The organism is Roseibium album, from assembly GCF_965233825.1.
GTDB classification, from domain to species: Bacteria; Pseudomonadota; Alphaproteobacteria; order Rhizobiales; family Stappiaceae; genus Roseibium; species Roseibium album.
This window is the reverse complement of the sequence record NZ_OZ247583.1, coordinates 4,125,011-4,147,551: the sequence shown is the minus strand read 5'-3', so window position 1 is coordinate 4,147,551 and position 22,541 is coordinate 4,125,011. Positions and strand designations below refer to the sequence as shown.

The following is a 22,541-nucleotide window of genomic DNA, read 5'->3' as shown; positions in this document are numbered from 1 at the left end:
CTTGGAAAACAAGCAGTATCACAATAACGAAATCAACACCGTCCGGGCGTCACATGAAGTCCCAAGCGTCAGCAAACGGCAGCGACACGCTGGCTATCAACAGGCATCGCGCTCTCCGGCGACGGGAGATGGCCCGTTCGGTCAGAGATATTCGCAGCCGCCTGGGAGCGCCTGAAAGCCGTCACTCCACATTCGAACACGAGCGCCAGCACCTGTTTGCGGACACACGCATCAATGCGGCTTTTGCTGCGCCCCTGCTGGCATTGATCGTGGCTGCCATATCTTCCCTGTGGGTGAGCCCGCAGTTCATGGGAGCCTGGTTCCTCATTACTATCTGCACCCACTTTCTGATGGTGGTTATCAGTCACTCTTACGAAAAGGCGCCATCTGACCAGAAAGTCCGGATTGTCTGGAGCCGTCGATTTATCATTGGTGACCTGATCTACGGATGCAGCTGGGCCCTTTTCTTCCTGATGCCGGTTGCAAGCGGCGCAGGTGAAGGTCTGGTCATCTTCCATTTCGCGGCTTTGTTGATCGTGATTGCCATGAACACGATGCAATCCGCCAACTTGCCGAAGTGCCTTCTGGCAAGCACGCTGCCGATCACCTTTTTTGTCACTTTCAGCTTTTTGCAGCAATCCAGTGCGGTTCACTACACGCTGGCAGCGATGGCTATTGGTGCACAGGGGTTTTTCCTGATCCTCGGCAATCAGCTTCTCAAGAACGCAAACACGATGCTGGAGTATCGGGCTGACAAGGATCACCTGATTGCAGAACTCGAAACCGCGAATTCAATGTCCGACGAGGCGCGCAGGCGTGCAGAAGCCGCAAACCTTGCCAAATCCCGCTTCCTTGCAACGATGAGCCACGAACTGCGCACTCCGCTCAACGCCATTCTCGGGTTTTCGGAGATCATGAAGGACGAGGTCCTGGGTTCAATGGCAAACAAGACCTACCGCGCCTATGCGGAAGACATCCACGGCTCGGGTGAACATCTGCTCAATCTCATCAACGAGATTCTCGACCTGTCCAGGATCGAGGCGGGACGCCACGAGCTGCATGAAGAACCAATTTTGCTTGAGGACGTGGTTGCCGAGTGCGGCACCATGATGAAGGTTCGCGCCAAAGCAAAGTCGATCGTGCTGCATCACGCGCATCAGTCGGATCTTCCGCGTGTGTGGGCCGATGAACGCGCTCTGCGGCAGGTCGTGCTCAACCTCATGTCCAACGCGGTCAAGTTCACACCAATCGGCGGTGAAGTTCGCGTCAACCTGGGTCCTACAAGCGACGGCGGGCAGTATGTGTCTGTCCGGGACAACGGCCCCGGAATTCCGGAGGAGGAAATTCCCACCGTTCTGGAAGCTTTCGGCCAGGGATCACATGCGATCAAAAGCGCGGAACCTGGTACGGGCCTCGGGCTTTCCATCGTGCAGGCCCTTATCAGCATGCATGACGGCACGTTCAAGATTAAGTCGCAGTTGGGCGAAGGTACAGAGGTAACGGTCTGTCTGCCTCCTTCACGAAACATGAATTACCCAGCAGACGACAAGTCCGTTGCGCCCGGCAGCCTGGACGCACGTCTGAGAACGGCAAATTCTGGTTGAGTTCAGGACTTTGCAGAGACACCTGCGTCTGCAAATGTCGCCATTCCGGAATGCATTTCCGCGGAAGCCTTGACTATTCCTGCCGCAAGCGCCGCACCAGATCCTTCTCCTAGTCGCATGCCGAAATCGAACAGCGCATCCTTTTCCATATGCTCGAGCACCCTGGCATGTGCGTGTTCCGCGGAGACATGCGCAAACACGCAATGATCCAGTCCGGCAGGCTCCATCGCGTACACAACCGCGGCGGCCGCCGTTGTGACGAAGCCGTCGATGATCACCGGTACACGTTGCAAACGCGCAGCGATGATAAGACCGGCCATGGCGGCAATCTCCCGGCCACCAACCCTGCGAAGGATTTCAAGCGGATCTTTTTCGCCATTGAGCCGAACGACGGCCGTTTCAACTGCCGCCCGTTTTCTGGCAAGGCCTTCATCATCGACCCCGGTTCCGCGCCCGATCCAGTCCGAAGCTTCACCACCGAAAAGCCCATGAAAAACGGCTGCTGCAACAGTGGTGTTGCCGATGCCCATTTCTCCGAGACAAATGAGGTCAATGCCTCCGGCAAGTGCCTCCATGCCATAAGCCATCGTCGCCGCGCAATTTGCTTCGTCCATTGCATCTTCGCGCGTGATGCTGGGCGTCGGCATGTCTACCGCCAGATCAAAAACCTTCAGGCCGATGTCATTCACGCGGCAAAGCTGATTGATGGCGGCACCGCCGGCAGCAAAATTCTCGACCATCTGCTTGTTGACGGCGCTCGGGAAAGCCGAAACCCCTTCGTCGGCAACTCCATGCGCAGAGGCAAAGATTGCGACCATGGGCCGGGTGACCTTGGGAGGCGCCTTGCCAGACCAGGCTGCCAGCCATTCGGCAAGCTCTTCCAGGCGACCAAGCGAACCGGCAGGTTTTGTCAATTGGCTGTCCCGCTCCCGGACCTTGTGCAGCGCTTCTTCGTCCGGTCCCGGCATCGATTTCACCAGGTTGCGGATATCATCGAAAGGAAGCGCGGTTTCGGAAAGGGACATATTGTTTTTCCCGGTCTGTTTGAAGGTCAATGAGCCGATACTTGGTGCTGTCAGGCGGCTGATCTATAACGACGCCTTGAAAAAACTCAAGCACAGGACCGGCCTGATGAACCCCGAAACCGACCAAACTTCCAATTCTCGGGAGAACCGCGGTTCCAACGATACCAAAAACAGGTCGAATGGGCTGACACCTGCTTTTTCCAAGCTTGTAGCGGACACCGCCGCGTGCGTACGATTCTTTTCCCGCCTCCCACTGCCACAGGTCAATTCTGCCGACGACCCTTCATCGCCACCCGACTTTTCCCGGATCGCGCGGGCCGCGCCCCTGGCCGGTGTTGCCGTTGCACTCCCGGCCGCCGGTCTGGGCATGTTTCTCGCCTATACGCATCTACCGGGGCTCGTGGTAGCTACCATCACGATAGCTCTGCTCTGCGCAACCACCGGTGCCCTGCATGAAGATGGAATGAGCGATGTTGCGGACGGGTTTTTCGGCGGCACAACGCGGGAACGGCGTCTGGACATCATGAAGGACAGCAGGATCGGAGCATTCGGTGCCCTTGCCCTTGTGCTGACCGTTGTCCTGCGCATTTTTCTCCTCGCTTCATTATGGCAAAAGTTCAGCCCCGCAGACGCTGCGCTCCTCTTTCTAGCTTCGGAAGCCATCAGCCGGACCTTGCTCGTCTGGCAGTGGTACGAAAGACCTCTTGCCCGCCTGGACGGCCTGGCGGCCAGATATGGCAAACCCGGCGGCGAATCTGCGTTGCAGGCCGTGTTTTTAACTATTCCACTGCTCATTCCCGCGGCATTGATCCTGACTGTGCCAGCTCTTCTGGTCGGCGTTCTGGTTGCTGCAGCGGCGGCTTTTGGCACCGGACGTCTGTCGGTGCAGAAAATCGGCGGCGTCACAGGCGACGTATTGGGCGCTATTCAGCAAATCTGCGGACTTGGATTCCTCACCGGGATGCTTATGGTGCACTGAGAAAGTGCGGTGCAGGCAGCTACACGTCATGAAAAACGAATTTCTCGGCAAACCGATCGAAACATGGTCCTGGACAAACAGGATTGTGGTTCTGATTGCAGTCTTGTTTTGTCTGTCCGCCTGTGGAAGCAGGCCTGAAGTCGGTGCGCTTGCACTGACGGAAGTCCCGGCGCAAGGGGCCAAGACTCACGAGATCCTTGTTGTCACGACGCGAGAACGCGACAGTCGCCCCGACACATATTTCAACGGTGAACGTGGCGAGCAGGTCAACTACGCGCAAGCAACAATCTCCGTGCCGCCGAGCCACGAGCTAAGCCAGGTCGAATGGCCTGACAGCTTGCCCGGCAACCCGGATACGGATTTTGTGGCGCGCAATGCCGGATACATTGCCGACAAGGACGCCTTCACCCGGGAAATCAACAGCAGGCTTTCGAGATTGCCGAAGGGCAAGCGAGAGGTCTTCCTGTTCATTCACGGCTATAACACATTGTTTCCGGAGGCGCTTTACCGGTTTGTTCAGGTCGTGCATGACGGAAACATCGAAGCCGTGCCGGTTCTGTTCACCTGGGCGTCTCGTGGCAAGTTGCAGGACTATGTCTATGATCTGAATAGCGCCGCCATCGCCCGACAGGCCCTGGCGCAGACGATGCTGCAGCTTGCAAACTCCAAGGCAGAAAAAATCACTATCCTGGCGCATTCCATGGGCAACTGGCTGCTGATGGAAACCGCAATCCAGTCGTCTCCGGCGCAAAGAAAAGCTCTTGAAGGCAAAGTCGATGTCGTCATACTCGCAGCGCCCGATATCGACATAGATCTCTTCAAGGCCCAACTGAAGAAACTGGGCACCCCGGCCAATCCGTATGTTGTCGTAGTGTCCCGGGACGACAAGGCGCTCCGCATCTCCCGGGCGATAGCCGGTGGCAAAGAGCGTGTCGGCGCTTATTCCAATGATGAGGAACTTGCCGAACTTGGCGCAATCGTGATCGATGTGACACAACTCGATTCGCTGGATTCTGCAAATCACTCGAAATTTGCACAGCTGGCACAACTCAGTCCGGAATTCCGCAAAACCCTCGGACAATCGGGGCTTCGTTCTGCCACCGACGCCGGACGCGGGGCGACGCTCGGCGATAACCTGGGAACGTTCGTCGGCAACACGGTTGCTTTGCCGGTGAACATCATAACCGCGCCCTTTACCTATGGGGGTGGCGGCTGACGCCGTATCTGGGTTCTTTCCAGCCGCTTTCCAGTCTTGGCAAAGCCACAATCTGTCGCCATATCCGCTTCATGAATTCGCCTTGTATAAAATTCTGCCAGATCGATCAGGAATCCGGCCTTTGCGCCGGCTGCCTCCGGTCTCTCGATGAAATCGCCGGCTGGACGGGTTTCAGCGAAAAACAACGCATGGAAATCCTGTCGCAAATCCCCAACCGCCGCCTGCCCGAGGCTGCCGAAGGCAGCAACTGATGGGTGGCCCCAGACAGATCCGGGGCCTGGTGGTCGCCGCATTGATCATTATCTGCGGCGTCATGATCTTTCTGGCCTTTTTCGGCAATCCGACAGATCCGGAAAACATCAATTTCGACGACAGTGGACCGCGTCTCGTTGCGCTTTCAGCGTTGGCGTTCGTCTTTCTTGCCAGTTTCATTTTCGGTCAACCGAAAATCCGAGAAATCGTGCAAGGGACGCTATTCTGGGGCGGTCTGTGCGCCCTGCTTGTCGTCGGCTACACCTACCGCACCGATCTGGTTCAGGCCGGATACCGTGTACTCGGCGCACTGGCCCCCGGACTTGCCGTCACCCAACCTGACGGTTCTATCCTCATCGTGCGCGACGCAACCGGTCATTTTGTACTTGATGGCCGTGTCAACGGTGCGCAAACCCATTTTCTGCTCGATACCGGTGCCAGCGCCGTTGTCCTGACATACGGCGACGCCCAACGGGCAGGTTTTCATCCGGAAGACCTGTCGTTCACCGTACCTGTCTCGACCGCAAACGGCCGGACACTTGTGGCACCGATCCGCATCGACACGATCACCGTGGGAGACCATTCATTCAATAACATCCGCGGTTTCGTCGCACGCGAGGGCTCGCTGAGCGGCAGCCTGTTCGGCCTCACCGCCCTCGACCGGCTGCAGAGTTGGCGGATCGAAGGTGACCGACTGATCATGACTCCTTAGAACAAGCGGAAAATTTCCCGCTATTCAGCGGCTTCCACATCAAGATCCGTCGGGCTGACTGCGGCCAGGGCCCTGTCAACGACCTCCAGTCCGGCACCGGGCTTGATTGCCTCGACCGTCAGGATCCGCCGCCATGACCGTGCTCCGGGACGTCCGTGAAACAGGCCGAGCATATGCCGGGTCATACGTGCAAGCTTGACACCCTTGCCAAGCTGTTCTTCCAGATAATTCCTGTGAGCCCGCACCGCATCCCAAGGTGAGACGTCCCCTGTCGTGCCTCCATAAAAACGGCGGTCGACTTCTCCCAGCATCTGCGGCGTGTGATATGCAGCGCGGCCGAACATCAAACCGTCCAGCGTGTCAAGAAATGGCTCCGACTGGTCGAGCGTTTGCAGTCCGCCGTTAAGCCCGATGAACATTTCAGGAAACCGATGTTTCAGGCGCAGGACACGATCATAATCAAGGGGAGGAATATCACGGTTTTCCTTTGGGCTCAGTCCCTTTAGCCAGGCCTTGCGGGCATGTACCCAGAGAGCATCCGCACCGGCCTCGAATACCAACTCGGCCATGCGGTTGAGAGCCGTTTCGGGATCCTGGTCGTCCACACCGATCCTGCACTTGACGGTCACCGGTATCTCGACAGCATCCTTCATGGCCGAAACGCAGGAAGCGACGAGTTCCGGCTCCAGCATGAGACAGGCACCGAATCGCCCGGACTGCACGCGGTCGGACGGACAGCCAACATTGATGTTGACTTCACCATAGCCGTATTCGGCAACGATCCGAGCCGACTCGGCCATCTCCACCGGGTCTGAACCGCCCAGTTGACATGCAATCGGATGCTCCAGACCGGAAAACCCGAGCAGATGATCCCGGTCACCATGAATGACCGCCCCTGTCGTAACCATCTCCGTATAGAGCAACGCATGTCGCGACAACTGACGGTGAAACGCACGGCAGTGCCTGTCAGTCCATTCCATCATGGGCGCAACGGCGATCTTATGTTCTTGATATTCTTTCATTTTTCTTGTTTTCAAGGAACCGGAATTGCACGGGTAAGGTCCAGGTCGGACAAAATTGTCTGTCTTTCGCGCCGTAGTGATCTTCTGGAGAACACACGACGCACCCGCTGGATAGCAAAATTGGTCGCAATTCAAAAGCTCCCTTCTGGTAATTGCGGCGCAATGGTTCGTCGAAAGGGCATCTTCAAGTCCGATAGGTTGCAGCATCGCAAGGATGCCCAAAGCTGACTTTTGTTGCTCTTTATCCAGATGACCGAGATGCGGGACATTGCGGATCTTCAATTCGCGGCGCTGAATGTCAGCTCGGTGATTACTATCATTTGTGTAGTGGATTGCTTTCGTCCGAGAAGTATCTCGTGGTTCGTTCAGTCCTTAGAAGACGCGTCATGGAGCTGATCAATCCCAGCTCAAGACACTTCTGAAAGGATCTTACGATGACTACTTCTACACAAGACAAGCCAGTTTCAAACGGCGTAAACACCGAAGCGCTGATTGGTGCACGGGGTGTATTTGCAGAGATGCCGCAAGCAGCGTCTTTTACATTCCGTAGCAACTGCGACTGGGTTGATGGCAGCGAGAGCCGCAACACAATCAACGGCTATTTCGGCCTGGGTGAAGAACACATCCGCAAGCAAACCTTCGTCATCAGCTCTGATCACCCGGCGGTGTTTTCGGCCACTGACAGAGCACCAACACCCCCGGAAATCGCGTTATCCGCATTGGCAAGCTGCCTGACCGGCGGCATAGCTGCCGTTGCACAGAATCGTGGCATCCAGTTGCACAAAGTTCAGGCCGTTGTTGAAGGCGATATGGACATGCGTGGTATCCTGGGCATGGATCCCGACATTCGCAACGGCTTCAGCGCCGTCCGTGTGACGTTTAACATCGACGCGGATGCGAGCGATGACGATATCCGTGCTTTGGTCGCTCAGTCGCAGAAAAGATCGACTGTTTTTGATCTGATGACCAACCCCACCAACGTGCATGTTGTCGTTGCTTAGAAACCCGATGGAAACAGGGAGCGAGTGTCATGCGATGTATTTCGACCGTCATCATTGGCGCCGGGCAAGCCGGGCTCGCGATGAGCAAATGTCTCTCGGACCGTTCCGTCACCCATGTCGTGCTGGAACGGGGCGAGATAGCACAATCCTGGGTAAAAGACAGATGGAACAGTTTGCGCCTGCTCACCCCAAATTGGCAATCCCGGTTGCCGGGTTTCAGCTACCGAGGACCGGATCCGGATGGATTCATGAACATGCCGCAAATCACGGATTACCTGCGTGATTATGCTCATGTGATTGCCGCGCCCGTGGAAGAACACACGACCGTTAGTTCCGTAACCCCGGACGGGAACAGCTATTTGGTCTGCACCAGCAGCGGCGACTGGATTTGTGACAATGTCGTCGTCGCAAGCGGAGCCTGCGCGCAACCAAGACTGCCGCAGATAGCCAACACCGTTCCGACAAGTATCGCGCAACTCTCTCTCGCTACCTACAAATCGCCAAACCAGGTTGCACAGGGCGGTGTTTTGGTTGTCGGAGCCTCGGCAAGCGGTGTGCAGATTGCAGCTGAGCTCAGCACGGCCGGGCATTCCGTGACCCTTGCCGTGGGTGAACATATTCGCGCGCCGCGTCACTATCGCGGGCGGGACATACAGTGGTGGCTGGATCGCACCGGTGTCCTGGATGCAGCCGTCAAGGATGTAGACGATATTGCCCGGGCGCGTCGCGTACCGTCCTTCCAGCTGATGGGCGACGCGGGGTTGGATGCGATCGATCTGAATACGCTTCAAGCCATGGGAGTAGCCATCACCGGCAGACTGGTTGGCATTCGGCACGGAAAGGCCCAATTTTCTGGCTCTTTGGCCAATCATTGCGCCATGTCGGATCTGAAAATCGGGCGGCTCCTTGAACACTTCGACGATTGGGCCATGCGCGTAAATCTCCCTGATCTGCAAGTCCCGCGGCGACTTCCTCCGACTTGTTTTCCCAGTTCACCGCACCTGACGGCCGACCTGAACAATGGTGCATTCCGCACCATAGTTTGGGCAACGGGATATTCTCCGGATTTCAGCTGGTTGAAGCTTCCCGTGTTTGATCAGAAGGACACCCTGATCCACGACCAGGGCGTGGTCGCACCTGGTCTTTATGTGCTGGGGCTACCCTTCATGCGACGCCGGAAGTCCGCGCTGATCGATGGCGTGGGTGGCGACGCTCAGGCTCTTGCCGATCATCTTGTTGCAAATCGAACCAAGCGCGCTGCCTGAAGGAAATCGATCATGGGTACGAAGACAATCCGTCCGGCCATCCCAACGCCGTTCACCAGAATGGTCGGAGTAGATCATCCCATCGTGCTCGCCCCAATGGCAGGAGCCGTGGAAAGCGATCTGGCCGCCGCCGTTGGAAACGCAGGCGGGTATCCAATCATGCCTTGCTCCTGGAGCAGCAAGGAGACCATTGACACCGAACTGGCAAACCTGCGCGCAAAGACTGACGCACCATTTGCCGTCAATCTTTGCCTGGATATGCCCCAGGACGCGCGGCTGGAGTATTGCCTGTCACATCGCCCCAATGCAGTTCATTTCTTTTGGGGGGACGCTGCTCCCTTTGTAGAGCACGTCCATGCAAACGGGGCGTTGGTGATGCAGACCGTTTCAACCTCCAAAGAGGCGAAACGTGCCGTTGAGGCCGGCGTAGATGTGTTGATCGCACAAGGTTGGGAGGCTGGCGGACATGTTAAAGGCACAGTCGCGACATTGCCCCTGCTTCCCGCTGTGGCAGATGCTGCGGGATCAGTTCCCGTGTTGGCTGCAGGTGGTATCTCCGACGGACGCGGATTGGCGGCCGCACTATGTTTAGGGGCAAGCGGTGTTGTCATGGGGACCCGTTTTCTGGCGACGCCAGAAAGTGCAGCGCACGCTGATTACATCGCGCATGTCATTGCGGCCCAGCATTCGGACACAGTTCACGAAACCAACCTGTACAATGTCGGATGGTCAAATGCGGCACATCGCGTGTTGCGCAACGCGTTAGCGGATCGCTGGCTTGAAGAAGGCCGTCCCGACAACCAGACACGCCATCGATCCGGTGAAATCATAGCCAAGCGAGGCAGCAACTCCATCGCGGCCTATCAATCTACAACCCCTCACCACACGATGACTGGCGAGATTGAGGCGCTGTCAATGTGGGCCGGCCAAAGCGTTGGTCTGGTAAACAGCGTCGACCCCACCGGCGCCATTGTAGACAGCATTATGGCAAAGGCGCATGCCGCGTTGCGATTGCCTTAACGCGTGGCCAAAATTTCCTCGGCATTCGGCAGACTTGCAAAAATGCAATCGGAGAGCCAACTTGAAATGTTACGTGTCAGAGCGGTAGGCCCAGTGATCTCCATCGCTCCAGAAGCCTTGGCCGCCTTGTAGGTTGTGCGACCCAACCACGCGTCCGCCATCGCGCGAACCCTGGTTGTGATAAACACGTCAACATCCAGGCCCGGATCGGTGGTGCAGACATCAACACTGTCACCCTCAACCGTGATCCACCACTTTGGTTGCTCGTTGAAATCCGTAAACTGGAACAGGACAACCGTTTTGTTGCCGGGCAGATTGTCGGGAACGATGCTGCGCTGAAGATACAACATCAGCAGTTCAACATCGTAATCCGCGTCGCTCATGAATGCCTTCGACCATTCCATGCCCCAGCTGCCCAGTGCCAACAAGATCGGCTGCAGCTGCCGACAGCTCGCGGTCGGTATGTATTCGTGACCCCGGCCTCCCTGGATACGACGCTTGTACACCAGGTCATACTCCTCCAAAGTGACCAATCTGCGCGTCAAGAGCGTGGGCGAAATTGCTCCCAACCCTCGCTGGAGTTCGGAGAACCGCGTGCTCCCCATCAACAGTTCGCGCACAATCAGCATGGTCCATTTTTCGCCCAGAATCTCGGTCGATTTGGCGATTGGACACCACTGGCCATAGCTGTGCGACATCAAGGTTACTCCAGAAAGTGTAGCAAGGCGCTCCAATCCGTATAGTGTTTTGCTCCAACTTGTAAAGCATCCAGTCTCGTCAGGGTCAGGTAACTCTCATTGCATCAGGCGGCCCAGTCGTGGGCCTGCAAACCGGAGAGAACACATGAACCTACCTATCCACACGGCCCAAACAGCAGCCCTTAAATCACGTGCGATTTTTGAAGCTATCACTCAAGCGCGCGGGTTCGTTCCCAACGTTTATGCCGTCTATGGCAGCCTTCCCGGCGCAATGAACGGATTTGTCGGGCTGACGGGTGCATTTGGCGACAGCAGCCTGTCTCCCGCCGAACGCGAAGTGGTCCAACTTGCGGTGAGTGTCGCCAACAGGTGCCGTTACTGCGTTGCCGGTCACACGGCATTTGCCGCTGACGCGGGTCTCAAAGACGCCCACGTCCGCGCGATGCGCGATAGCCAGGACCCTGATGATGATCGTCTTGGTGCCTTGGCGCGGTTTGCCCGGAAACTAACAACAGAACGCGGCCGAAATTGCGCCAAAGAACGCACGGATTTTCTGATGGCCGGTTACAGCCCGGATCAGGCTCTGGAAGTGATCATAGGCGTCGCAAACAAAACACTGAGCAACATGACTGCCAACTTGCTGGAGCTGCCGCTCGATGAGAATTTTGCACCCTATGCATGGGATCCGAAGGTGGAAGCAGCATGAGCTTTGCAGGTCGCGAAAAAGGCTGAAGATCGCTCAGGCGTTGCTTGACAGTATCTGCTGCCTTTGATGTGCCCTCACTATATGCAAAAAGACCTGGGTCTCAGGCCAATCCTGCAACGGACCTACCAAGCTTTCCAGGTCCTGGCTCTCAAGTAGGGTGTTCAAGACGTTTCCTTTACGTCTTGTCCTGCTCCCCGGCAGAGCGCTGTGCCAAGAGAATAGTGCCTGAGACCGCATCTCCGTCTGCCGGTTTCAAACGTCTGCGCACATCATGGGCAAGCCACGGCTCCAGAGGGCTTGCCAATCCACCGAGCAGAGAAACGCGAGGGGCTCCCTGTGCAAGCAGTGCGCGCACCAGGGTGTCTATCTCGCCAGCGGCGGCCTGAACGATCTGCCGGGCTGCCGGATCACCCTGCTCGGCATGGCGCAATACCGTGGGAGCGAAGACGGCATAGTCGGTGGCTGTCGCCAGGTCCATCCACCTGACAACCTCCATCGGATCGTGCGAAAATTTTTTCATTACTTCCGCAAGTAGCGCCGTCTTATCCTCCCGGCCATCATGGGCGCGCAAGGCCGCGCGCACCGCGTTCAGCCCCAGATACGCACCGCTTCCCTCGTCGGAAATCGGGAAACCATAACCTCCAACACGGAGTTCCTGCCTGTCGACGAGACCAATCCCCACCGAACCGGTTCCGGCGATGACAATCGCGCCGTCTTCACCGGAATGCGCTCCGAGACAGGCGCCCATTCCGTCATTGACGAAAACGATTCCCGCAAATTCATGTGGATGGTTCGAAAGGGCCTCCAGTACCCCTTTCCGGCTGAGGCCCGCCAGTGCAACGCCGACCCGAACCTGTCCGAGAACCTCTTGTCCGAGACCGGCCTCGCTCATGGCATCGGCGCTCGCCGCCATGATCGCATCCCATGTCTTTTCAATTCCGAGCCGCGTCGCCGCCGGCCCGGCCAGACCCTGCCCGAGAACCCGCCCTGCCGCGTCTTCGATCCGCGCCCGGCAGCCCGTTCCGCCGCCGTCAACACCGAGGAAAAAGGGGCCCTCCTTCATGCCGTCAACCGCTCGATGTCGGCACCACAGCGCCTGAGCTTGTCATCAAGCTGCTCGTAACCCCGGTCGAGATGGTAGATCCGGTTGACGACCGTTTCCCCCTCCGCGGCGAGACCGGCCAGTACAAGGGAAACGGAAGCGCGCAGATCCGTCGCCATGACGCTTGTTCCGAACAACTCCGTTTTTCCACGGATCAGCGCACTTGGCCCCTGGAGCTTGATCTCGGCACCCAGACGGCAGAGTTCGGGCAGATGCATGAAGCGGTTTTCGAACACGGTCTCCCGGATGAGAGACGCACCTTCCGCGCAGGTCGCAAGGGCCATGAACTGCGCCTGTAGATCCGTCGGGAAACCTGGGTACGGCTCCGTTGTCACGTCCGCTCCGGTGAGCGGGCCACGACGGGCAACCACCATGCCGCGATCACTCGGCCACACCTCCACCCCCATGGTCTCAAGAACCTGGACGACGGACGCGAGATGTTCCAACCGGGCGTTGAGCAATTCAAGCTCACCGCCGGTAATCGCAGCTGCAACAGCATAGGTGCCGGCTTCGATACGGTCAGGAATGCAATGGTGCCGGGCAGCGCGCCAGCTCGTATCGCCGCTGACGAGTATGCGGTGCGTCCCCTCTCCTTCGATACGCGCACCCATGGCGCGCAGAAATGCAGCCAGATCGGCAATCTCCGGCTCCCGGGCAGCATTCAGGATTTCTGTCTCGCCCTTTGCCGTGGTACCGGCCATCATCGTCGCCGCAGTCGCGCCAACCGAAGGCCCGGGAAGCACGACCCGCGCGCCCCGTAGTCCATTCGGAGCGGAGGCGACAATTGTCCCGCGCTCCAGTGCAATTTCAGCACCGAGCATTTCAAGCGCATGAATGTGCATATTCACCGGCCGGGCGCCGATCGCACATCCGCCGGGCAGAGAAACCTTGGCGTGACCGCAGCGCGCAAGCAACGGCGCCAGCACCAGAACAGTCGCGCGCATGCGGCGCACCGTGTCGTAAGGGGTTTCCTGCTGCGACAGGTCCTTCGTGGTGATCACCACGCGGCCGATGCCCTTGTCCACCTCGGCATTGTGGAAGGAGGCCAGCGTCAGCATCGTGTCGACATCGCGTACGGCAGGCAGGTTCGTCAACTCGACCGGATTGGGATTCAGCAATGCGGCGGCGATCTGGGGCAACGCAGCGTTCTTTGCGCCGGAAATGTCAACCACACCGCGCAGTACGTTGCCTCCCCTGATACGCAATCTATCCATATGCTTCAGCCCTTGTTTGTCGCTTCAAGCGATTTTCGCAGGAAAATCCGCGCCTGCCCTGCGGCAAAATCCGGTAGCTCACCGAAGACTTCGTAACCGGCCTTGCGATAGGCAGCGAGCCCCGCCTCACTGAATGTATCGATCCAGGCTCCGGTGCAGCCCCGTTTCCGAGCGCGTTCCTCGGCCGCTTCCAGAAGCCGAATTGCCATTCCCTGTTTCCGATGTTTTTCCGCAACCCAGAGCCACTGGATGTAAAGATAGTTCCAAATCGTGAAACCGAAAGCTCCGGCGATCACCTGCCCCTTCTGATCGTGCAGCATGACCTGCAATTCGGACCGGTTCGGCTCTCCGACGAAGGCAGCGTTATGGGCGAAGAGATCCTCATGGATCGTCTGCCAGTGGTCGACCGGCGCATCGGTGATCGTCAGGATTGGGTCACCGGGCCGGTTGGCACGCACAATCCGTCCTCCGCATTGCGGTGTCTCAACACCGGTGGTCGTCGGAAAGGAAATCGGCAGACCGCGCAGCGTTCTTACCGCGAGCAATGCGAAGCACTCTGCCTCGACGGCGTCCGAGCGCCAACCGTGATCTTCGGCTGCGACGGCCTCGACCTTCGCGTAGGTCTCAAGCATTTTCATCAACGCCGGGTTCCAGCGCCCACCGCCGCAGACCACCAGGCGGGTCGGGCGGGTCGGCAGCGTGTCGAGACCGGCACCAACGGCTGCGGCAGAAAAGGCAGTCAAGGTCGCGGCACCATCTTCAAGGGACAGGTCTTCCACCCAGTCGTAGCCAAAGTCAAAACGGTCCAGCGATTTCGGATAGGGCTGACTGAGATAAGGTATCGTCAGTCGCTCCGCCAAACGTGGCTCATCGACGGTTCCGGCGAATGCATTCGCGCCATTGCGGTCCATATCCCCCGCTCCCCTCGAGCGAACGAAATCGTTGATCGGCGCGTTGGCGGGACCGGTGTCAAAGGCTGCAATCTGCCCGTCACCAGAGATCCAGGTGACATTGGCAACGCCGCCGAGATTCAACACTGCAGTGTCTTTCGGGCATCCCGCGCTGGCCAGAAGGGCCTTGTGGTAGATCGCCGACAGGGGTGCGCCCTGTCCGCCGGCGGCAATATCGGCCGAGCGGAAATCATAGGCAACATCCGTGCCCAGAAGCTGCGCCATCAACCGGCCATCACCCAGTTGGCGCGTTGCGCCGATACGCCCGGGAACCGGGGCACGATGAAGGACTGTCTGGCCGTGAAACCCGATGATGCCGATATCGGCCATGGTGAGCCCTGCAGCTTCGACCACATTGCGCACCGCATCTGCCTGGGCCCGGGAAATTGCCGCTTCCGCCTCGACAAAGATGTCCGGTTCCGGCCCGTCGAAGGCCCACGCACGCGCCTCGGCGAGCGTCTTTTCAAGCAGACGATTTGTTTTGTCCGGATAAGGGACCAGCTCATAGCTACCGAACTCGGTGATCGTCTCACCATCGGTCTTCAACAGGGCCACGTCTATATATCCGTCGAGGACGGTACCGGTCATCAGACCCACGGCCCAGATCGGCTCCATGTTCAGTCCTTTCCATAGATTGCAGTGGCAACCGCCTGTCGCAGCGGGATGATGTCACTCTCCCTGAACCTGCTGGGGTGCACCCGGTTGGTCAGAAGGGACCAGGCATGTCCCGCCGCGAAGTCAATCCAGAGCCCTGTTCCGGTGAACCCGGTATGCCCGATGGTCTGGTCCGAGCATTGACCACCACCTGACCAGTCCGGATGCGGCAATTCCCAACCATGACCACGGGTTGACCCGACCGGGGTCCGCAATAGGCGCGGATGACTGTCTCCAGCTGCTTCCTTGTCGAGAAGGTCTTGTGCAAAGTCCAGAACGGAGCTCACGGTACCGAAGAGGCCCGCATTGCCCGCGCCCTGAAGAGCGAAGCAATTCTCGTCATGAACCTCGCCGACGAGCACACGGCCGCGCCAGTTGCAATATTCGGTCGCTGCCGTGATGGGTGCCTTTCCGGAAAAGGCGAAGCCAAAGCCCGGATCCATGTCCCGTATCCGGCACCCTTCGAGCCGCTCGAGCCCGATGCCGAGCAGAATGAAATTAATGCAGGAGTACACCGCCTCTCCACGGGGCCATTCATGCTGCAACACAAAGGCGCGCAAAAGGTCCGGATCACTGCCATAGGTGTAGATCGGAAAGACAGGTGGCAATCCTGTCTGGTGGCCAAGGCACTGGCGAATGGTCAGCTGCCGCTCCCATGCGGTGTCCGGGTGATATTGGCGCAGGTCCGGTATCAGCGTAGTGAGCGGCGCATCCAGATTGATGCGGCCCTCCCTGGCGTGGCGCATTATCCGCTCGGTGGTTAAAATGACCTTGGAGAGAGAAGCCAGATCGAACCACGTATCCACGGTCATCGGCCGGGATTCAGGCACGAGCTGCGCCTGGCCGGCGGCACGGGTCATCCGAGCGCCATCCCGTGAGACGAAGCCAAGAACGCCTCCTGGAACATTCCCTGAGGTCACGGCGGTCTCGAACCTGGCAAAAGCAACATCGAAGGAGGCTTGTCTGTCCAAGGATCATGCCTCCTGCCGGTAGAAATGATCTTCGCCTGCCCCCAGCCATGCCTCCACTTCGGGTGTAAAACCAATAGGGCGCACCAGGGAAGGCATCGCACGGGAATCGATGCCGTATTCGGCACGACGGCGTTCAAGTGAAGGGACGGCCTCGATCAGCTGCCTGGTGTATCTGTGGCGCGGGTTCGCCAGCAACTCACGGGCATCGCCAATTTCAACGATTTCTCCGGCATAAACCACGGCAATGCGGTGCGCGATGCGCTCGACCACGGCCATGTCATGGGTCACGAAGAGATAAGCCAGGCCAAATTCCCGCTGCAGGTCAATCAACAGATCGAGCACTTTCGCCTGGACAGAGACATCGAGAGCCGAAACCGCTTCGTCCAGTACCAGAACGGAAGGCTTCAGCATGAGTGCCCGGGCGATGCAGACCCGTTGCCTTTGACCACCTGAAAATTCATGCGGATAGCGCGTGAGGCTGTCGGCGGGCAAGCCGACGCGGCTCAGCAGTAATTCCATCCGGGTGATGGCCTCTTCATCAATACGGCGCCCCACCGCGGTTATGGGTTCCGCAAGAATACTTTGGACAGTGAGACGTGGATTCAATGAGGCATTTGGATTCTGGAACACCATTTGTGTCGGTTTTTCGGTGCCGCCAATCCGAGTACAGTCAACCTGGGTCACGCCGCTGGTCGGCTTGACGAGGTCTAGAATGGCGCGCGCGGTCGTCGATTTTCCAGATCCGGATTCGCCGACAATTCCAAGCGTCTCGCCAGCCCTCAACTCAAACGAAACTCGCTCGACGGCGTGGATGTTGCCTGTGTGCTTGCGGAACAGGCCCGTGCGAACCGGAAAACGGACGCTCAGATCTTCAACCTTCAGCACCCGATCCGCAGAGGCCTTGTCGCTCCGGACCGATTTGCCGTCCGAAAAGTGGGGAACGGCGCTCAAGAGGTGCCGGGTATAGGGATGCTGCGGGTTGTCCAGGATCTTGTCGAGTGGTCCCTGTTCCACCACTTTGCCATCTTGCATGACCATGATCCGGTCAGCGATACCGGCGACGAGGCCGATGTCATGGGTAATGAATATCATCCCCGTCCCGGTCTCGCGCTTCATCTGGGAAAGCAATCCCATGATCTGCGCCTGGATTGTCACATCAAGCGCGGTTGTCGGTTCATCCGCAATCAGAATCCGTGGGTTTGAGGCGAGCGCGATCGCGATCATCACGCGCTGAAGCATGCCACCGGAAAGCTGATGCGGCGCATCGCCAAGACGCCGGGCGGCATCGGGTATACGCACACGTTCCAGGGCCTTGCACGCAGCTTCCCTTGCCTCTGCCCTGGTCAGCCCCTGCTGAAGCCGGAAGATCTCTTCAATCTGCGCGCCGATCGTCATCACCGGGTTGAGCGATGTCATCGGCTCTTGAAATATCATGCCGATTTCGCGGCCACGGATCTGTTCCAGTTCACTCTCGGCAGCCGAGGCAAGGTCCAGAGACGCGCCATCGGAACGCGTGTAACTGATCGAACCGCCGGTGATCCGGCCGCCGCCATAGTCTACGAGGCGGTTCACAGCCATGGATGTTACAGATTTTCCCGACCCGGTTTCGCCGACGATGGCCAGGGTCTCACCGGGATCGAGATCGAAGCTGACGCCGTGAACAACCTGGTTTTCCTCAGGCCGTGGGCCGAAGCCAACCTTCAGGTCTCGAACAGAAAGAAGGCTCATGCCAGCCTCCTCCGGGTCTTCGGATCAAGGATATCGCGCAAGGCATCGCCCAGCAGGTTGAAGCTGAGCACGGCGAGCATCAAAGCAACCGCAGGCATCCAAAGGAGCCAGGGAGCCATCTCCATGAGGTTTCGGGCATCGGAAAGCATCAAGCCGAGCGATGCATTGGGTGGCTGGGTACCGAGCCCCAGGAAGCTCAATCCCGCCTCGGTTACCAGCGCCCACGCGAGTGCAAGCGTAATCTGGACCGTTAGCGGTGCGACGAGATTCAGTGCCAGGTGCCGCGTCATGATGTAACTGCGTGACGAGCCGAAGGTACGGGCGGCGTCGACAAAGTCACGACGGCGCAGAGAAAGGGCGGGCCCGCGCACGACACGTGTGAAGATCGGGGTGTAGACGATGGCAATGGCCAGGACCGATGTCCAGGTGCCCGGCCCGAAGATCGTGATGATCAAGAGGGCGAGCAGGATAGCCGGAAAGGCCAGCAGAACATCCATGAAGCGCATGACGGCTCCATCCCACAGCCCGGCGAACCACGCAGCGGTCAGGCCGAGAACGGCGCCGAGCAAAGAGGCAATGCCGACCGAGAAAAACGAGATTATGAAACTCTGACCGATCCCGTCCATCAATCGCGAAAACACATCCCGCCCGAACAGGTCGGTTCCGAACCAGTGAGCGGCCGAGGGGCCTTGCAGCCTGGCGATCCGGTCCTGCATGAGCGGGTCATAGGGAGTGAACCCGGTCTTGCCCAAGACCGCAGCGATCAGAAAAACCGCAAATGTGATCAGACCTATACGTCCCGAAGGATGACGCGTGAGATCGTTCAGGAGAGCTGTCATTTGGTTTCGAATCGAATGCGCGGGTCGAGGGCTGCGTAGGCGAGGTCCACCAGCAGGTTCACAACCATGAAGTTGAAGGCAATGAAGAGAACCGAACCCTGGACGAGAGCGTAGTCACGTTGCAAAATCGCATCGAGAACTGTGCGTCCTAGACCCGGCAGCGCAAATATCTGTTCAACCAGCACAGCACCGCCAAGAAGGTACCCGAATTCGACTCCAGAGAGCGTGATCACCGGGATCAGCGCATTCGGCAGGGCATGACGCCAGATCACGCGGCGGCGCGACATGCCCTTGGAGCGGGCGGTTCGAACATAGTCTTCCTGCAAGATGTCCAGCATGGTGGAGCGTGACATGCGAATGACTGCGGCAGCAAAGGCAGTCCCGAGTGTGATGGCCGGCAGGATCATCTGTGCAAGATTGGCAAGTGGGTCCTCGGTGATCGGCACAAAGGTTCCCATTTCGGGCAACACGCCGAAGCCCACGGAGAGCAGATAGATAAGCAGCAGTCCGACAACAAAACTAGGCGTCGACTGACCGAACATTGCGACGATGCGCACGATGAGATCCGATGGCCGGTCCTTGTGTGTCGCGGCATAGATCCCGGCGGGGATACCGATCGACAGGGCAATCAGCATCGACAGGATCGCCAGTTCAAGCGTCAGCGGGAAATGCTGCCAGATGATCGTCATCACCGGCTTTCCGTATGTCGTTGAAATTCCGAAATCGCCCTGCAGCACGCCTGCGAACCATCTCCAGAACTGAATGAACCAGTTCTGATCAAGGCCAAAATAGGCCCTGAGAGCGTCACGCTGAGTGGGGGTCAGCAGACCGGACTCGGTGCCAAGCATCGCAGTGATCGCGTCGCCCGGCACCAGCCGGATGGAAATAAAGACGAAGACCGACACGCCCAGCATCACCAGCGGAAACACCAGAAGGCGTTTGATCGGGTAGGACATGAGGATCTCCGTCTGCAGGCCTACTTGTTCACACTGACGTTAGCGAGACCGAACAACGAACCGGTGGGTGTCGGTTCGAAACCGTCGACGTAGTCCTGTGTCCCGGCATAGGAATATCCCGTGTAGAGCCAGACCCAGGGCGACACTTCCGCCAGATGTTTTTCGAAGGACTGGAAGATCTCCTTCCGCTTGGCCGGGTCGGTTTCCTCCCTGCCCTGTGCCATCAGGCTATCGAGATCGTCATCGATATAATTGGCAACTTTCTGCAGGTTGCCATCCCTGGTCCAGTAGCGGTTGTACATGGTGTAAGGATCCGGCTTGCCGCCATTCAATGCCACGGCCATGTCGAAATCAGCTTTCAGCCAGTGGTCGACATAGACGTTCAGTTCTTTCATCTCGATCGTCAGATTGATGCCGATTTCAGACAGTTGCGACTGGAGAACCTGTGCTTCGGAGGCAGCGGTTGGCGGCTCTCCGGTTGCGGCCATGATGTTCATGTCGAAGCCATCGGCAAAACCGGCTTCGGCCATCAGTTGCCTGGCCTTTTCGAGATCCTGCTGGTAGCAGAAGAGCTGATCTTGCGGCGTCGCATAAGCCGCCATGGTCAGCGGTCCGGTGACAGCCCCCTCGCCCAGGAGCGCAGTGTCGAGAACGTCCTGACGATCGACAGCGCAGGAGATCGCCTGGCGAACCTTTTGTTCGGTCAGCGGGCCACGCGACGGGTTCAACTGCAGAACGTGGTAGGAAAGGACCGGCGCCTTGGCCAGTTTGAGGCCTGATGCCTGCGGGATCAGAGTTGCCACAAAAGGATCGTTGATCAGCGCAAAATCCACCTGCTTCGAACGCAGCGCCGCAAGAATCGAGGTTTCGTCCGGCAGGACCGAGATATCGAGCCCGTCGATGGCGATCTCACCACCGTGCCAGTCCTCATTGGCGACCAGGGTGGCGCTCGAATTCGGTGTCCAGCTCTCATATTTGAACGGCCCGGATCCCACGACCTCGGTGCCGATGGTTCCAGCTTCGATTGCGCTGGCTTGCACAATCGCTGCATTCACCGAAGCGAGTGCGGTCAGGAACGGGACGTTCGGGCCGTCGAGATTGAAGACGACCGTCATGTCATCCGGCGTATCGATCGAGGTAATCGCGGTGAAATTCGCACGGGCTGCCGAACCGACTTCTTCGTCGAGGATGCGTTCGAAGCTGGCCTTGACGTCAGCGGGTGTGACCGCCGAGCCGTCGTGGAACTTGGCGCCCTCGTCCAGTTTCATGGTCAGAACCGTGGCTTCGTCGTTGAACTGCCAGGAACCGGCGAGTGCAGGAACGATCTCGGCATCCTTGTCGAGGCGCACAAGCGGCTCATACATCAGTTCAAGGAATCGGATCGACGAAAAGGCAGTCTGTTTATGCGGATCAAGGCCGGTGGCATCCTGAGACCACGCGACCTTAAGGTTTTCGGCCATTGACACGCCACTTAACGCCGTGGTGCTCAGTATTACGGCCAGGCCGACCGTCCCAAGTGACTTGGTAATCATCTTTGACATAATGCAATCTCCCTCTGTAGAACGATTAGGCGATCTAGTCCGTCAGTCTTGCGCAGATTGCTCCCCGCGTCTTGTCTATTGCTTTCCTCAGTACACCGCCGTTTTCCGCGAGAACCTCACTGGCGGCATCCCGGTTGAGTCCCGTGAGTTTCATGCAGATTGCCAGCTTGACGTCATTGCCAGCCTCGGCAAGAAGAACAGTGGCCTCTTCCGGCTCAACGCCTGTTATTTCCGACAGGATACCGACGGCACGTGTCTGCAGCTTGGAATTTGAGATCGACAGATCAACCATCAAATTCTGGTAAGTCTTGCCAAGGCGGATCATTGCCGCGGTGGTCAGCATGTTCAACACCATCTTCTGAGCCGTACCTGACTTGAGCCGGGTCGAGCCCGTGACGACTTCAGGACCAACGACCGGTGCAATGGAAATCTCGGCATGGCGTGACAAGAGGGAATTGGGATTGCAGGTGAGCGCCATGGTGCGCGCGCCCACTTCCGAGGCATAGTCGAGAGCGCCGATCACATAGGGTGTCCGGCCCGAAACGGCGATACCGACAACCACATCCAGTTCGGTCAAGGACACGGCCGCCAAATCATCCGCTCCCTGGGCCTCGCTGTCCTCGGCCCCTTCAACGGCATGGCGCAACGCCCGGTCACCTCCGGCGATAATGCCAATGACCATCGACGGCGGCACCGAGAAAGTCGGCGGACATTCGGAAGCATCAAGAACGCCCAGGCGGCCGGACGTTCCCGCGCCGATATAGATCAAACGTCCTCCGGCGCGAAACGCATCGGCTATGACTTCGACCGCCGTTGCGATGACCGGCAGTTCCGCCTCGACGGCAGACGCAACCATCTTGTCTTCTGCATTGATCCGGCCAACCACTTCAGGAACCGGCAGCAGGTCGACATCCGTCGTGCGCGGATTTCGCGTCTCGGAAATAAGATTGCGGAGTGAACGAACCGACAGCGGATCGGACATTGGAACCCCCTGTTACTTTTCGCATGATCTTCGACTTAATTATTCCAATAGTCAACGATTTGTTCAATTTTTTATTCCTTATTATTTGCACGTATTGTATCATT

The 22,541-nt window shown here is 58.2% G+C and carries 21 protein-coding genes and 1 pseudogene; 9 read left to right on the top strand and 13 right to left on the bottom strand.

What is annotated here, in order from left to right; genetic code table 11:
- Positions 1-53: 53 nt before the first annotated feature.
- Entirely contained in the window at positions 54-1,604 is a 1,551-nt protein-coding gene (locus tag ACO6TI_RS18945; RefSeq protein ID WP_422383091.1) for a sensor histidine kinase, read from the top strand.
- 2 nt (positions 1,605-1,606) lie between these two features.
- Here the strand turns inward: ACO6TI_RS18945 and cobT are convergent, their stop codons facing one another.
- Positions 1,607-2,629, bottom strand: a complete 1,023-nt coding sequence (gene cobT, locus ACO6TI_RS18940; protein WP_422383090.1) for a nicotinate-nucleotide--dimethylbenzimidazole phosphoribosyltransferase — start codon at positions 2,627-2,629, stop codon at positions 1,607-1,609.
- A 1-nt stretch (position 2,630) separates the two neighbouring features.
- On the opposite strand from cobT, the gene ACO6TI_RS18935 reads away from it, so the two are divergent.
- The 4 genes from ACO6TI_RS18935 (at position 2,631) to ACO6TI_RS18920 (ending at position 5,788) form a co-directional block, all read left to right on the top strand.
- Positions 2,631-3,608: an adenosylcobinamide-GDP ribazoletransferase gene (locus tag ACO6TI_RS18935; RefSeq protein WP_422383089.1), complete on the top strand. Its 978-nt coding sequence runs from the start codon at positions 2,631-2,633 to the stop codon at positions 3,606-3,608.
- Positions 3,609-3,636: 28 nt separating this feature from the next.
- On the top strand, positions 3,637-4,824 hold the full coding sequence (locus ACO6TI_RS18930; protein ID WP_104704230.1) for an alpha/beta hydrolase: 1,188 nt from the start codon (positions 3,637-3,639) through the stop codon (positions 4,822-4,824).
- A gap of 71 nt (positions 4,825-4,895) precedes the next feature.
- The gene (locus ACO6TI_RS18925; RefSeq protein ID WP_422383088.1) at positions 4,896-5,075 is read left to right on the top strand and encodes a DUF1289 domain-containing protein; all 180 of its coding nucleotides are present in this window, start codon (positions 4,896-4,898) and stop codon (positions 5,073-5,075) included.
- Positions 5,075-5,788: a TIGR02281 family clan AA aspartic protease gene (locus ACO6TI_RS18920; RefSeq protein WP_196899308.1), complete on the top strand. Its 714-nt coding sequence runs from the start codon at positions 5,075-5,077 to the stop codon at positions 5,786-5,788. Before ACO6TI_RS18925 ends, ACO6TI_RS18920 begins: the two co-directional genes overlap by 1 nt.
- A 20-nt stretch (positions 5,789-5,808) precedes the next feature.
- On the opposite strand, the gene dusA is transcribed toward ACO6TI_RS18920, so the two are convergent.
- The gene (dusA, locus tag ACO6TI_RS18915; protein WP_422383087.1) at positions 5,809-6,810 is read right to left on the bottom strand and encodes a tRNA dihydrouridine(20/20a) synthase DusA; all 1,002 of its coding nucleotides are present in this window, start codon (positions 6,808-6,810) and stop codon (positions 5,809-5,811) included.
- A 518-nt stretch (positions 6,811-7,328) separates the two neighbouring features.
- On the opposite strand from dusA, the gene ACO6TI_RS18910 reads away from it, so the two are divergent.
- The 3 genes from ACO6TI_RS18910 to ACO6TI_RS18900 are packed head-to-tail and all read left to right on the top strand — an operon-like array spanning position 7,329 to position 10,096.
- Positions 7,329-7,811, top strand: a complete 483-nt coding sequence (locus ACO6TI_RS18910) for an OsmC family protein (RefSeq protein WP_422383086.1) — start codon at positions 7,329-7,331, stop codon at positions 7,809-7,811.
- Between the two features lie 29 nt (positions 7,812-7,840).
- Positions 7,841-9,076 carry a flavin-containing monooxygenase gene (locus tag ACO6TI_RS18905; protein ID WP_422383085.1) on the top strand — a complete coding sequence of 412 codons (1,236 nt, stop codon included), beginning with the start codon at positions 7,841-7,843 and terminating at the stop codon, positions 9,074-9,076.
- A gap of 12 nt (positions 9,077-9,088) precedes the next feature.
- On the top strand, positions 9,089-10,096 hold the full coding sequence (locus tag ACO6TI_RS18900) for a nitronate monooxygenase (RefSeq protein WP_348317641.1): 1,008 nt from the start codon (positions 9,089-9,091) through the stop codon (positions 10,094-10,096).
- On the opposite strand, the gene ACO6TI_RS18895 is transcribed toward ACO6TI_RS18900, so the two are convergent.
- The gene (locus ACO6TI_RS18895) at positions 10,093-10,794 is read right to left on the bottom strand and encodes a winged helix-turn-helix transcriptional regulator (protein ID WP_055118343.1); all 702 of its coding nucleotides are present in this window, start codon (positions 10,792-10,794) and stop codon (positions 10,093-10,095) included. The two genes, ACO6TI_RS18900 and ACO6TI_RS18895, sit on opposite strands and share 4 nt — an antisense overlap.
- Before the next feature lie 145 nt (positions 10,795-10,939).
- Between ACO6TI_RS18895 and ACO6TI_RS18890 the strand changes: the two genes are divergently transcribed.
- Entirely contained in the window at positions 10,940-11,500 is a 561-nt protein-coding gene (locus ACO6TI_RS18890; RefSeq protein WP_422383084.1) for a carboxymuconolactone decarboxylase family protein, read from the top strand.
- 175 nt (positions 11,501-11,675) lie between these two features.
- Here the strand turns inward: ACO6TI_RS18890 and ACO6TI_RS18885 are convergent, their stop codons facing one another.
- The 10 genes and pseudogenes from ACO6TI_RS18885 to murQ form a co-directional block, all read right to left on the bottom strand.
- On the bottom strand, positions 11,676-12,563 hold the full coding sequence (locus ACO6TI_RS18885; RefSeq protein WP_196879386.1) for an N-acetylglucosamine kinase: 888 nt from the start codon (positions 12,561-12,563) through the stop codon (positions 11,676-11,678).
- Positions 12,560-13,816, bottom strand: a complete 1,257-nt coding sequence (gene murA / locus ACO6TI_RS18880) for a UDP-N-acetylglucosamine 1-carboxyvinyltransferase (protein ID WP_055118349.1) — start codon at positions 13,814-13,816, stop codon at positions 12,560-12,562. The genes ACO6TI_RS18885 and murA overlap by 4 nt, the downstream gene beginning before the upstream one ends.
- A 5-nt stretch (positions 13,817-13,821) precedes the next feature.
- The gene (locus ACO6TI_RS18875; protein ID WP_422385318.1) at positions 13,822-14,274 is read right to left on the bottom strand and encodes a GNAT family N-acetyltransferase; all 453 of its coding nucleotides are present in this window, start codon (positions 14,272-14,274) and stop codon (positions 13,822-13,824) included.
- Positions 14,275-15,381: pseudogene (locus ACO6TI_RS18870) on the bottom strand (anhydro-N-acetylmuramic acid kinase); the annotation flags it as partial. It lies immediately after the preceding gene.
- A 2-nt stretch (positions 15,382-15,383) separates the two neighbouring features.
- The gene (locus ACO6TI_RS18865) at positions 15,384-16,391 is read right to left on the bottom strand and encodes a serine hydrolase domain-containing protein (protein WP_422383083.1); all 1,008 of its coding nucleotides are present in this window, start codon (positions 16,389-16,391) and stop codon (positions 15,384-15,386) included.
- Between the two features lie 3 nt (positions 16,392-16,394).
- Positions 16,395-18,119 carry an ABC transporter ATP-binding protein gene (locus ACO6TI_RS18860; RefSeq protein ID WP_422383082.1) on the bottom strand — a complete coding sequence of 575 codons (1,725 nt, stop codon included), beginning with the start codon at positions 18,117-18,119 and terminating at the stop codon, positions 16,395-16,397.
- Entirely contained in the window at positions 18,116-18,958 is an 843-nt protein-coding gene (locus ACO6TI_RS18855; protein ID WP_422383081.1) for an ABC transporter permease, read from the bottom strand. Before ACO6TI_RS18855 ends, ACO6TI_RS18860 begins: the two co-directional genes overlap by 4 nt.
- Positions 18,955-19,914 carry an ABC transporter permease gene (locus tag ACO6TI_RS18850; RefSeq protein ID WP_055118356.1) on the bottom strand — a complete coding sequence of 320 codons (960 nt, stop codon included), beginning with the start codon at positions 19,912-19,914 and terminating at the stop codon, positions 18,955-18,957. Before ACO6TI_RS18850 ends, ACO6TI_RS18855 begins: the two co-directional genes overlap by 4 nt.
- Before the next feature lie 20 nt (positions 19,915-19,934).
- The gene (locus ACO6TI_RS18845) at positions 19,935-21,455 is read right to left on the bottom strand and encodes an ABC transporter substrate-binding protein (RefSeq protein WP_422383080.1); all 1,521 of its coding nucleotides are present in this window, start codon (positions 21,453-21,455) and stop codon (positions 19,935-19,937) included.
- 34 nt (positions 21,456-21,489) lie between these two features.
- Positions 21,490-22,437, bottom strand: a complete 948-nt coding sequence (murQ, locus tag ACO6TI_RS18840; protein WP_422383079.1) for an N-acetylmuramic acid 6-phosphate etherase — start codon at positions 22,435-22,437, stop codon at positions 21,490-21,492.
- Positions 22,438-22,541: the final 104 nt, after the last annotated feature.